At 27.8% G+C, this 13,533-nt stretch carries 10 protein-coding genes; 7 read left to right on the top strand and 3 right to left on the bottom strand.

Translation table 11 applies throughout. The annotated features are described in order from the left end of the window. Window positions 1–91 precede the first annotated feature (91 nt). Together rny and IR152_RS09320 are read left to right on the top strand one after the other, a co-directional pair. The gene (gene rny, locus IR152_RS09325) at window positions 92–1,633 is read left to right on the top strand and encodes a ribonuclease Y (protein WP_227451567.1); all 1,542 of its coding nucleotides are present in this window, start codon (window positions 92–94) and stop codon (window positions 1,631–1,633) included. Between the two features lie 311 nt (window positions 1,634–1,944). Then, window positions 1,945–4,125 carry a diguanylate cyclase gene (locus IR152_RS09320; protein WP_227451566.1) on the top strand — a complete coding sequence of 727 codons (2,181 nt, stop codon included), beginning with the start codon at window positions 1,945–1,947 and terminating at the stop codon, window positions 4,123–4,125. Window positions 4,126–4,318: 193 nt separating this feature from the next. Here IR152_RS09320 and IR152_RS20430 read toward each other — a convergent pair whose 3' ends face one another. Further along, window positions 4,319–4,420 (bottom strand): helix-turn-helix domain-containing protein, encoded by a 102-nt coding sequence (locus IR152_RS20430; protein WP_227451695.1) that lies wholly within the window; start codon window positions 4,418–4,420, stop codon window positions 4,319–4,321. A 244-nt stretch (window positions 4,421–4,664) separates the two neighbouring features. Between IR152_RS20430 and IR152_RS09310 the strand changes: the two genes are divergently transcribed. Continuing rightward, window positions 4,665–6,446 (top strand): UvrD-helicase domain-containing protein, encoded by a 1,782-nt coding sequence (locus tag IR152_RS09310; protein ID WP_227451565.1) that lies wholly within the window; start codon window positions 4,665–4,667, stop codon window positions 6,444–6,446. An 84-nt stretch (window positions 6,447–6,530) separates the two neighbouring features. Here IR152_RS09310 and lepB read toward each other — a convergent pair whose 3' ends face one another. Both lepB and IR152_RS09300 read right to left on the bottom strand, forming a co-directional pair. Next, a complete protein-coding gene (gene lepB, locus IR152_RS09305) occupies window positions 6,531–7,061 on the bottom strand; it encodes a signal peptidase I (protein WP_227451564.1) in 531 nt (176 codons plus the stop codon). Window positions 7,062–7,100: 39 nt separating this feature from the next. Next, window positions 7,101–7,925: an undecaprenyl-diphosphate phosphatase gene (locus IR152_RS09300; RefSeq protein ID WP_227451563.1), complete on the bottom strand. Its 825-nt coding sequence runs from the start codon at window positions 7,923–7,925 to the stop codon at window positions 7,101–7,103. 256 nt (window positions 7,926–8,181) lie between these two features. Between IR152_RS09300 and IR152_RS09295 the strand changes: the two genes are divergently transcribed. The 4 genes from IR152_RS09295 to IR152_RS09280 all read left to right on the top strand — a co-directional run bounded on the left by IR152_RS09295 (window position 8,182) and on the right by IR152_RS09280 (window position 13,439). Continuing rightward, on the top strand, window positions 8,182–9,090 hold the full coding sequence (locus IR152_RS09295) for a tyrosine-type recombinase/integrase (RefSeq protein ID WP_227451561.1): 909 nt from the start codon (window positions 8,182–8,184) through the stop codon (window positions 9,088–9,090). Between the two features lie 143 nt (window positions 9,091–9,233). Beyond that, the gene (gene purB / locus IR152_RS09290) at window positions 9,234–10,679 is read left to right on the top strand and encodes an adenylosuccinate lyase (RefSeq protein ID WP_054273324.1); all 1,446 of its coding nucleotides are present in this window, start codon (window positions 9,234–9,236) and stop codon (window positions 10,677–10,679) included. Window positions 10,680–10,989: 310 nt separating this feature from the next. Continuing rightward, a complete protein-coding gene (locus IR152_RS09285; protein ID WP_227451560.1) occupies window positions 10,990–11,442 on the top strand; it encodes a MarR family winged helix-turn-helix transcriptional regulator in 453 nt (150 codons plus the stop codon). Between the two features lie 419 nt (window positions 11,443–11,861). Further along, entirely contained in the window at window positions 11,862–13,439 is a 1,578-nt protein-coding gene (locus tag IR152_RS09280) for a PTS transporter subunit EIIC (protein WP_227451559.1), read from the top strand. Window positions 13,440–13,533: the final 94 nt, after the last annotated feature.

Raw genomic sequence — 13,533 nt, 5'->3', positions numbered from 1 at the left:
TAAGTGAGGATAAAATATCTAAATTTAATTTTAATTATTAGGAATATTTTTTAATCATAGTGATGACATTTTGGGATTATTAACGAAGGAGGTGGATGTCATAGATAGTGTAGTAATGATTGTAATAGGTGCAGCTGTTGGTATTATAGCTGGATATTTTGTTAGAAAGAATATATCTGAAGCAAAAATTGGACAAGCTGAAAACTTGGCCAAAGAAATAATAGATAAAGCACACCACGACTCAGAAACAGTAAAAAAAGAAAAACTATTAGAAGCTAAAGAAGAGATCCATAAGTGGAGAACAGAAGCTGAAAGAGAAAACAGAGAAAGAAGAACAGAGGTGCAAAAGTACGAAAAAAGAGTAGTACAAAAAGAGGAAGTCTTAGATAGAAAATTACAAAATTTAGAATCTAAAGAAGTAAATCTAAGTGAAAAATTAAAGGTAGTTGAAAAGAAAGAAGAAGAAGTTGAAGTAATAAAAAACCAGCAATTAGAAAAATTAGAAAGTATATCAGGAATTACTTCTGATAAGGCTAAAGAAATCATCTTAACAAATGCAGAGAGAGATGTAAGACGTGAAATGTCTATAATGATAAAAGAGATAGAAAGTCAAGCTAAAGAAGAAGCTGATAAGAAATCAAGAGAAATTATTGGGTATGCAATTCAAAAATGTGCAGCAGATCACGTAGCCGAAACTACTGTCACAGTAGTAAGCTTACCTAATGATGAAATGAAAGGTAGAATAATAGGTCGAGAAGGTAGAAATATAAGGACTTTAGAAACCTTAACAGGTATAGACCTTATAATAGATGACACTCCAGAAGCCGTAATTTTATCGGGATTTGATCCAATAAGAAGAGAAATTGCAAGAATTGCTCTAGAAAAATTAATAGCAGATGGAAGAATACATCCAGCTAGAATTGAAGAAATGGTTGAAAAAGCAAGAAAAGAAGTTGACAATATTATAAAAGAATATGGTGAACAAGCTGCATTTGAAACTAGTGTACATGGAATTCATCCAGAATTAATAAGATTATTAGGTAGACTTAACTATAGAACTAGTTATGGACAAAATGTCCTTAAACATTCTATAGAAGTTGCCCATATAGCTGGTATAATGGCTGCTGAAATAGGAGCAGATATTAGATTAGCTAAAAGAGCAGGTTTATTACATGATATAGGTAAGGCTGTAGACCATGAAATGGAAGGTACACATGTTGAAATAGGTATGGATTTACTTAGACGATATAAAGAATCTAAAGAAGTTATACATGCCATGAGTACTCATCATGGAGATTACGAACCTCAAACAGTAGAAGCTGTGTTAGTTACAGCAGCAGATGCAATATCAGCTGCTAGACCTGGTGCTAGAAGAGAAACTTTAGAAGCGTATATCAAGAGACTTGAAAAACTAGAAGAAATAGCCAATTCATATGAAGGTGTAGAAAAATCATTTGCTATACAAGCTGGTAGAGAAATAAGAATAATGGTAAAACCAGAGGCTATAAATGATGAAGAAATACACCTATTAGCTAGAGACATGACTAAGAAAATAGAGGATGAACTTGAGTATCCTGGACAAATAAAAGTAAGTATAATAAGAGAAACAAGAGCTATAGAGTATGCAAAGTAAAAGAAATAATATCTAAATAATAAGAAAATATTTTTAGAAATTTGAATTTGCCACAAGATATGATAATATATCTTGTGGCTTTTAAATTGTTTAAATTTAATTTTACATAATGTGAAAATAATCTAAGTGATAAAAGTGTTACTTACAAAAGATTAATAAAATAGAGATTTATATGTATGTTGTTTATATAATTATTCAAGTTTGTTTGATATAATGAAGTTGTAAAATAATATATTACTATTTGGAATGATTATATTTAAAGAGGGTAAAAGTACAATGAAGCCAAAGTGAGGTTAAAGAGAGGGCATACTATGGAAAAAAATACACTTTTACATACAAATGTTATTGTTTGCATTATTATTACTCTTGGTTTTATAGCTACTTCTGTAATTGGATACCAATCTAATACTAATATTTTTAAAAATGATGTTGAACATATATCTACATTGGCTGCTGAAGGTATTTATTATCAGATAGATAAACTTCTTTCAGAACCTATAAATGTATCTCTTACCATGGCAAATGATAGTTTACTAAAACATTTTTTAGATGGTGAGAAAGAGCATATAAATGATGAAGAATTTATTTATAAATTACAGGATTATCTAAATGTATATAGAAACAAATACTTATATGATTCCGTTTTTTTAGTGTCAACCAAAACAAATAACTATTATCATTTTAATGGGCTTGATAGGAATCTTAGTAAAAATAATTCAGAAAATAAATGGTATTATGATTTATTGAAGAATGATGATGAATTTGATGTTGTAGCACGTTTAATTGATGATAAAGGATTTGTACAATTAGCATCGGATAAAACTGGTCATGAACATATAAATTTCTTTGAAAATTCCAGAAGTAATTTATATGATTCAAAACAATTAATATTAGATAATAAAAAGGGACAAAAGTGTTTTTGGAATTCATCAAAAAAATCAAAAATTTATGTTGTATGTCAGTATATACCTAGTTTAAGATGGCATCTTGTGCTAGAAAATGATTTAACTGTAATTAGTAAACAACTTCATATACAACTTTTTAAAGGAATTGCAGTCATAATTTTAATTATAATATTTGTACTTTTTACAATTACGTGTGTACTTAAGAAGTATAAAAGTCAAATAATAAAGCTTAGTGTTTCTCAAAGATTAGAATATCAAAAGTTGTTGAGTCAATCTATTGAAGAACTTTATGAAAATATTTTTGAAATTGATGTAACTAATAATAGAGCTGGTTGTGAAGATGAAAATAGATATTTTCATGAGTTTGGATTAGGGCTTAATACACCATATGATGAAGCATTACATACTATAGCTACAAAACAAATCAAAGAAGAGTATGCACAGGGTTATTTAGATACATTCCTTCCAGAAAATGTGCTTAAGTGTTATAATAGTGGAATTAATAATATAAGCTATGACTTTTTAATTAAGAATAATGAAGAAAATTATCACTGGATGAGAATTAATGCACGAATTTTCTTTTGGACATCAGATGAATCTGTTCGTATGATATCTTATCGTGAAAATATAGATGAAGAAAAAAACAGAGAATTACTACTTCTTGAGCGTTCACAACGTGATTCTCTTACTGGTCTTTACAATAAAGGTGCTACAGAGGAATTTATTAGTTTATTTTTAAAAAATGAAAATAGTCAAGATTTAGAACATGTTTTTCTAATATTCGATATTGATGATTTTAAAAATGTAAATGACAAATATGGTCATGCATTTGGAGATTTTGTTATAAGTGAGTTTGCCATAGAATTAAAATCTCAATTTCGTGAGGACGATATTGTGGGACGTATTGGCGGAGATGAGTTTGTAGTATTGATAAAAAACTTTAATAGTAATAACTACATACTTATAGATAAATTAGAGCGTTTTTGTTCTAAGATTAATCAAAAAAAATTTGCTGAACAAGCAGAATTTTCTATTTCATGTAGCATTGGTATAGCAATATACCCTGAACATGGGTATGTATACTCTGAGTTATATGAAAAAGCAGACCAAGCTCTTTATTATACAAAAAGTCATGGAAAAAATTCTTACCATGTATTTTCAGACGATTCTATTGATAGTATGTCATTTCACATAGACCCTAAGGATATAAAGGTATTGTTGGAAATGGCTACTGATGGAGTTGTGAAATTTGCTTGTATGGAAAATTTGAAATTGCTTTATTTTAACCAAAAAATGCTTGAGTTTACTGGATATTCAGTTCAAACTGTTACTTCTACAGATTTTGATATTCTTTCTCCTGTATTACAAGATGACTTACAAATAGTACTTGATACATTGAGAGAAGCAATTTCTAAGAGAGAACCTTTTGAAGTGGTTTTTCGTTTTTGTCATGCAGATGGGCATATTTTCCCTGTAAGAATGCAGGGGAAATTTGTAAATGAATTATACCAAAATCGTTATCCTGTTTTTTATGCAATCTATACAGATATATCAAGTTTTAATACTTTATTAGAAAATAAAAAGTAATAGCACAGTAAAATATAAAGTTTGATATAATAGTATCAATATATGAAGATTATAAATAAAACCTGCTAATAAAAATAGATTATTTTTAGCAGGTTTTTAAATTTCTAATTTTAGTTTCTCTAAAGAAGTTTTTATATGCACTATCCAAATCATCAATAGTAGATTGTAAACTGGTTGAATCGACTTCTTTAAGCTATTTATATTCTTTTTTAAGTACTAACATGTGATTATATCCAAATATTGAACATCCAAAAGATTTTTCTATTATTTCTCTTTGAGCTTGATTTGGATATATTTTATATTAACATAGTTCAGGCTTACATATCCATCCTACTTACGTTTAAGGTGGAGTATTTAGCCTATCTTTGATAAAGTATTCTATAACAATAAATATCTATACTTATTGCGGAGTTTTTTTAATAGTTTTGTATTTATTTGTATTTATTTTGAATTTATTTACTAAATTTGCCTATGAAAAGTATATATAAAAATATAGTTCAAAATGGTATAATTAAGTATAACAGAAGGAGGTAATGTAAGTGAGCCAATACATAAATATAAATTCTCAGTTAGACGCCCTAAAATTGAAGGAATTCGAGAAACTATTTTACGAAAATATCAATAAGGACGTTAAAGTAGTGCCAAAAGTTACTCCTTTTAAAGGAATAAATACTGACTTGTTGTATGTTAAAGATGGAAGAATTTTATTTATAAAGTTTATGGATACAACAGAAGATATATTTTTTATTTTGGAAGAAGAGTTACTTGAAGTTATGAATGAGGAATATGAGCTTTTGAAACTAAAAATGGGACAAAAGAATAGGAATATAAGTTATAACTACGTTTACATTATGCCATACGTTGAAGTTGAAGAAACATATGAGTTTGAAGAATTTATCAATAACAATATAATAGATAAAAGTAAGCTTCAAGATATAATGAGTAAAGGTTCGCTAGATGAATATCTTAGTGAAAAAAATGATGAGATAAACTTAAATTTATTTTTATTAGATATATGTTCAGAGTACTATATAATAAATGATAAACTTCATCTAAATGAGAAATTTAAAAAAATTTCCTTCTACAATGATGACTATAAGTATACAGCAACCATGATGGAAGAAGTTCAAATTAAAGATGCTATCTCTATTAAATATGGGAATACACTTATTGAAGGTGGTTCTGGTATAGGCAAAACAGCAATTATGCTTTCTAGAGCTATAAAACTAGCAAAAGTATATCCACATCATAAATTAATCATATTTACACATACAAAGCAATTGTGCAATGAGCTTCGAGAGAGAATAGAATTATTATACAAAGATAATAACAATTTAGAAGTTCACACATTTAGTTCTTTTATATTTAAACTAGCTAAAAAATTCAACTTAATTGTAGACTATAACATGTTAAAAAATGATTACGAAAAGACCTTTAATAATCTTGTAAAGCAAGCACAGAACATTATAAAAAATAAAAATATGTTCAAGGCTATTTTTATCGATGAAGCAGAAAGTTTTTTAGAGTATGAAGTAGATTTTATAAGAGAGTTTTTATACAAAACAAAATTCATATTTAATGTGTGTTCTTGTAACTCTTTAAATATCTCTAATAGATTGAATATATTTAAAACATTATATACTGGTATAGAGTTTGATGATAAGATTATCTTAAGTAAAAATTATAGACAAGCTAAAGAGATTGTCGATTTTACAAATAAATTTTCAAATAATTCTAATTTATATATCAACGAATTAAGACCAAATACAAAGTTTAGTACTTTCTTTTATACTAAAGCACTTAGAGGTGGTAGTAAGTCTGTCGATATAATAAAGGTAAGTGACCTTGATGACCAAATAAGTTCTGTAATATGGGAAATTGAGTATTTAATAACCAAAAAAGGTCTTGATTATTCTGAAGTTGCTATTGTCTATCCCTATAATAAGAAGAAATTAAAAAGTGGAAAAACTATTTATTTCCAATACATGTTAAAAAAAGCATTGGAAGAGGCAAAAATTCCTTATATATGTGCAGAAGATAACTTGACAAATATAAGTAAGAAGGTAGGAACTACAATAGCAAATATATATGCAATAAAAAATTTAGAATATAAAGCAGTAATAGTATGTGAATTAGAAATGTTATATAATCAAACTATAAATGATATTGAGCAAGATTATCAAGTAAATGATTTTGTAGGAGATTTAAATAAGGTATATTTAGCTATGAGTAGAGCAACCGATTACTTAAGTATAGTAACGACTTTTAATGAAGAAGCAAGTGATATAATAAGGCTTATAACAGAATCAAAAGATATTTAGTAAAACAATATATTTTTAATTTAAGAAAATTAGAAGAGACTGATATTTGTAAAATAAACTTTACCAATTCAGTCTCTTATTTTTCTATTCTACTTTTCCAATATTATCAAGAGGTAATAGTCTTACCATGACTTTACCAAGAATTTCATCCTCATCAACCATACCTACATCAGGGAATCTACTATCATTACTATTTTCTCTATTATCTCCCATTGTAAATAGTTTACCTTTTGGAACAACAGTATCTATATCTCCAGAAGTATAATTATTGTGTATATATGGCTCATTTAATAATTTTCCATTTACATATACTTTGGAATTTGATATTTTTATGCTATCACCTTCAGTAGCTATGACTCTTTTTATTAAGTCTTTTTTCTTTCCTGTCTCTCCATCAACTAAATTGGTTTTAAAAACTACAATATCACCTTTCTCAGGTTTGCCAACTTTGTATGATATTCTATTTAAAATCAGATAATCTTTATCATCTAAAGTAGGGTACATTGATTCTCCACTGACAATAGAAGGTCTTATAAACTGTAGGATTACAAATGCAAGCACAATAGCCATAGCTATTGACTTAATCCAATCAAATATTTCTTTTTTAACACTCATAACTTTTCTCCTTATCATTTGTTATTAAATTAGAATACATTATAATAGAAAGAAATAAGCAAGAACAACTATACCCAAGACTATTCTATAATAACCAAATACTTTGAAGTCATGTTTTTTGATATAGTCCATAAAAAATTTAATAACTACAATTGAAACAACAAATGCTACTACAGAACCAACGCCTAAAATAAGCCATTCAAATCCAGTAAATCCAAATCCAGCTTTTAGAAGTTTTAGTGCACTAGCTCCAAGCATTGTAGGGATAGCTAGGAAGAATGAAAATTCTGCTGCTACATATCTAGAAGTACCAAGTAATACTGCACCTATTATAGTAGAACCAGACCTAGATGTACCTGGTATAAGAGCTAGACATTGGAATAATCCTATACAAAGAGCTAATTTATATGTAACTTGAGAAAAATCTTTATACTTAGGTCTTTTATTTCTCTTTTCAAGCCCTATCATTATTATACCATATACAATAAGAGCAATAGCAACTACTGTTGAATTAAAGAATACTCTGTCTATATCATCTTCAAACAGTATTCCAATAACTCCAGATGGTATAACTGCAATTATAACCTTAAGCCATAAACGGACTGTCTCTTTTTTCTGCTTAATATTTTTTGAACTATCAAAAGGATTTAACTTTCTAAAAAATATAACAAGTACAGCTAATATTGAACCAAATTGAATTACAACCAAAAATGTATTTATAAATGTATTTGAAAAATTCAATTTTATAAACTCATTAATTAATATCATATGCCCTGTACTACTTACTGGTAGCCATTCTGTGATTCCTTGAACTATGCCCAAAATGACTGCCTTAAAAACTTCAAGTAAACTAAATGTTTCCAAACTAAAATACCTCCAATACAAATTTATAGTAGCATATTCTATGTAGATATTAACAAAAAAATGCCACCTTTTACTAACTTATAATACCACAGTACTGTGTAGTGCACAATGGAAGAACGATATTTTCATAAAACCTTCATAATTTAACAAAATAAAGTTAAAAGCTATCTATTGAATAAGGGGTATATTTGAAGGGGAAATATATGGTATAGTAAAAGTATAACCATTTTATTTTATGAAAAGGAAAGGAGTTATTATGTATAGTACAAAAATACTAGATGATTATGAGTACGAAACCTTTAATGTTTTTTCTACAAAATTAAACCCAAACACAAAACACGATTATTTATCAAAGGTTATGTTATTTAAAGAGTTCTTAAAAGGGAAAGAATTGATTTATGCGACAAAAGAAGACTGTAAAAATTTTGTAGACTATATACAGACTAAATATGCGAAATCAACTTGTGAAAAGATATATAGTTATTTACATAGTTTTTATAACTTCTTAAAAAAAGAAGGATACATAGATATAAATCCATTTAGATATGTAGAAAAACCAACAGTAACAAGAATAAAAACAAAAGATGATGTCCTAAGTATACAAGAAATAAATAAACTTATAGGCATTTTACCAAAATTGAATATAAGAGATAGAGTAATAATAGTCTGTCTAGTTACTACTGGGTGCTTATTAAATGAATTAGTTAGCTTAAAGTGGAAAGACCTTATGGTAGATGAATATGACAACTCTTATGTAAGGTTAGGTAAGGGAAGAAAAGAAAGAGTAGTTAAATTACATCCGTACTTTTTTAAACTTTTAGAAGATTACAGGAATTATTCTGGACTTCCAGAGGTAATAATACCTAGTGATGACTTTATTTTTACAACTCAAAAAAGTAATTCTATAACAGATAGAAATGTCAGACTTATAGTCAAAAAAGCATTAGATTTAGCAGGACTTTCCCAATATTCAGCAAGAGACTTTAGACATTCATTTGCAGCAATAAGTTTAAGACTTGGGGCAGATGAGAGTGATGTGAAAAACCAGCTTGGGTGGAGTGATAAATACTATGCAATTAGATATAAGTATGTGTTAAATTTTGTTGATAGTGAAATAGTAGATTATCTGATTGAAAAAGAAAATTTAGATATAAATAAAAAATAGTAATAAATAAAAAATGCTATATATAAATATGAACAAAAAGTAAAAAAGTCTTGTTATAGTTCGTAAAATTATATATAATTATTTATGTACTAATGTGTACACAGTAATCACACAACAAAAGACTTAAGGAAGGTGCTAATATAATGATAGATAATAAATATACTACTTATTCAAACCCACTTACAGACAGATATTGTAGCAAGGATATGAGTTATATATTTTCTCCACAATTTAAATTTTCTACATGGAGAAGATTATGGGTTGCCCTTGCAGAAGGTGAGCATGAGTTAGGAATCAATATAACTGAAGAACAATTAGATGAGCTAAGAGCTAATATAGATAATATAAATTTTGATGAAGCCAGAAAAATAGAAAAAGAAGTAAGACATGATGTAATGTCTCATGTAAAAGCTTATGGTTTACAATGTGAAAAAGCCAAAGGAATAATACATTTAGGAGCAACATCTGCATATGTTGGAGACAATACAGACGTTATACAAATGAATGAAGCTTTAAAACTTCTAAGAGTAAAGCTTGTAAATTTAATAAACAATTTAAAAGAGTTTGCACTTAAGTACAAGGATATGCCAGCTCTTGGATTTACACACTTCCAAGCTGCTCAACTTACAACAGTAGGAAAAAGAGCTTGTTTATGGGCTCAAGATTTAATCCTTGACTTGGAAGATTTAAACTATAGAATAGATAATATGAAGTTAAGAGGAGTTAAAGGAACTACTGGTACTCAAGCAAGTTTTTTAAGCTTATTTGAAGGAGACCATGAAAAAGTAAAAGAGTTAGATAAGAAAATTTGTAAAAAGATGGGATATAATTCTTCTTATGCAGTAAGTGGACAGACATATACTAGAAAGTTAGATTATCAAGTAATAAGCATACTATCAGGAATAGCTCAAAGTATGCACAAAATGACTAATGATATAAGACTTTTACAGAGTTTAAAAGAATTAGAAGAGCCATTTGAAAAAAATCAAATAGGTTCATCAGCAATGGCTTACAAGAGAAACCCAATGAGAAGTGAGAGAATAGCATCCTTATCTAAGTATATAATCTCTGAATCTATAAGCCCTGCAATGGTACAGGCTACTCAATGGTTAGAGAGAACATTAGATGATTCAGCTAATAAAAGATTGGCAATACCTCAAGCTTTTATGGCAGCGGACGCTATACTTGAAATAGGGATAAATGTAACTGATGGTTTAGTAGTATATGAAAATATGATAAATAAGCGTGTAAATGAAGAGCTTCCTTTTATGGCTACAGAAACAATACTTATGGAAGCTGTAAAAAGAGGTGGAGATAGACAGGAATTACATGAAATAATAAGAGAATATTCTATGAAAGCTGCTTATAGAGTAAAACATGAAGGTAAGGATAATAACTTAATTGAGCTTATAATGAATGATGATTCATTTAAAATGAGCAAAGAAGAAATATTATCTATAATGGACCCAAAAAACTTTATAGGTAGAGCTCCAGAACAAGTGGTAGAGTTTGTAAATGAAGTTGTAGAACCTGCTATAAAAGATTATAAAGAAGATTTAGGAAAAGTGGATGTAGATTTAAGGGTATAGAACTTTACAGATAAAATATAATTAAAAACGGCTATCTTATTTATAAATAAGATAGCCGTTTTAATGGGCTAGCGTCTGCTCTTCACCGCTGTGAAGAGTTCTTCTTTACTTACTATACCATGAATTCAATAAAATAGCTATATAAATAGTATTTAATAGGTACAATATAAGTAAAAATAAAAAAATAATAAGATTACTAATTAAATTTAAACATTCGGCAAAAACTATTGTACTTGCAATATTTTTAATGTAAACTGAAATAAAGTTATTTAGATAATTTAATAAATTTTAAAACAACCGAGGTGATTATATGAACTATATAGTAAAAGATACCATAAGTTTTTTAGTAAAAACATTTCCTAAGATTTATTCTAGCCTGTACTTAGAAGACCTAAAAAAATTTGCACCAGACTATAATGTAAATAAAACACAATTAAGAGCATTAGTTTTCATAAAAAATTATGGAGTAATAAGTATGACTGATTTATGTTCTAAGTTAAATATAGAAAAAGGCAGTTTAACTAGTATGGTTGATGATTTAACTGACAAGAAGTATGTAATAAGAAAAAGAGATTTAGTTGATAGAAGAAAATATCTAATTGATATTACTGAAGAGGGAGATAAGATAGCAACTGGTTTTATGAATAAGTTGAGTGATGGTCTAGGAGAAAAGCTTTCTAAATTGACTGAAGAAGACAGAAGAAAATATCTAGAGGCAATAAACACTCTTCAATATATATTGAACAAAGAAGAATTTAGATAGAAAAAATACAAGAATTTTTACATTCAATAGTATTAAGATTAACTCTTTGTTACGCATTTAGCTATATAATTATAAATCTAAATACAATCTAAAAAGTACATCTTAAATTTTCTAGATGTACTTTTTTTTATTTCTTATACTATTCTGTATTTGTTAATATTTATCCATGTCTATTTACGTAATTTATATTTTTTATATTCAATAATTTTATTTTCTAATCTCCCTTTAAATTTTCTCCCTTTAAATTTCTATATTGTACAGCAGTATTATGTCTATATTTGAAAAAATTTACAGTTTTGAAAAAATTACTATTTATGTAAAAATATTTTAAAGCAAATTATAAAGTTTCAAAAACAAAATAAAAATATATAATTATGACATAGAAAACGTTTTAAAAATTTAAAAATGGAGGGATAGAAATGAAACAAAAAATGAAAGGGTTCTTTTTGCAGTTAGGAAAATCATTTTTATTACCAATAGCATTAATATCTGCAGCAGGTATATTTTTAGGTATAAGTTCAGCATTTTCAAATCCTAATATAGTTAAGGATATACCTTTTTTAGCAAATAATTTTGTTCAAGGGATATTAGGTTTTACAAAAGCTATAACAGGAGTACTTTTTGGCAATTTAGCAATATTCTTTGCTATATCAATATCTGTTGGTCTTGCTAAAGAAGAAAAAGCAGTTTCTGCATTCTGTGGTTTTGTTGGTTATTTAGTATTACACACTAGTGTAAATTATATGTTAGGATGTAGAGGTATTCTTGCAGAACCTGACATGATGAGAGAAATGGGTCAAGCTGTAACCTTAGGTATACAAACACTAGAATTAGGGGTATTCGGTGGAATTGTAGTTGGTATAATAACAGCATCATTACATAATAAATACTATAATATAAAGTTACCAGACTATTTAGGTTTCTTTGGTGGAACTAGGTTCGTTCCAATAATAACAACGGTAGTATTCTCTATTTTGGGGGTAATAATACCATATGTATGGCCATATGTAAATACAATTATTCAAAGTATAGGTATTGGTATAGCTAGTTTGGGATATTTAGGAACATTTGTATTTGGATTTCTTGAAAGACTTTTAATACCATTTGGATTACATCATATATTAAATGCCATGTTTAGATTTACTGAGGTAGGAGGTTCTTTAGTTGTAGGGGGTCAAGAAGTATTTGGAGCATTGAATATATTCTTAGCTCAACTAAGTGACCCTGAAACAATCAGCTTTTCAACAGAAGCAACTAGATTTTTAGCTCAGGGGAAAATACCTATAATGGTTTTTGGTCTTCCTGCAGCAGCATATGCTATGTATAAAACTGCAAAACCTGAAAATAGGTCAAAGGTTAAAGGAATATTACTAGCTGGTGCTTTAGCAACATTTGTAACAGGAATTACAGAACCATTGGAATTTTCATTTTTATTTATATCACCAATGTTATTTGTTATACATGCATTTTTATCCGGTGTATCATTTATGATAATGCATATGTTTGGAGTAGCAATAGGAAATACTCAAGGTGGTATAATAGATTTAGTAGTATTTGGAGTTATGCAACCTAATACAAAGTGGATTTATTCTATAATGCTTGGTTTAGTGTATACACTAGTTTATTATAATGTATTTAAAATTTTAATACTTAAATTTAACTTACAGACTCCAGGACGTGAAGAAATAGCAGATATAAATTCTGATTTAGAGCCTTTATCAAATAACATAGAAATGGCTCAAAACGGAGAAACCACTAAGAGAGCATTAGCTATAATTAAATATTTAGGGGGTAAGGACAATATAGAAGATATAACAAACTGTATAACTCGTTTAAGAGTAGTAGTTAAAGATATGAGTAAAGTAGATGAAAGTGCTTTTAAAAAATATACAGGTGCAATGGGAGTTATAAAAGTATCTGACAAAGATATTCAAATAATTTATGGACCATCTGTATCTCAAGTAAGAGATGAAGTTTCTTTTGCGATGTCTGTTTAAAGTAAAGATTAAAAAGGCAATACCAATTTATAATTTGTATTGCCTTTTTGTAGTATAATAAACATAAGATAAATGCTGTATAGCGTATATTTAT

Source organism: Clostridioides sp. ES-S-0108-01 (assembly GCF_020662285.1).
Taxonomy (GTDB): domain Bacteria; phylum Bacillota; class Clostridia; order Peptostreptococcales; family Peptostreptococcaceae; genus Clostridioides.
The sequence above is the reverse complement of the archived record's forward strand: the minus strand, read 5'-3'. Positions and strand labels throughout refer to the sequence as shown.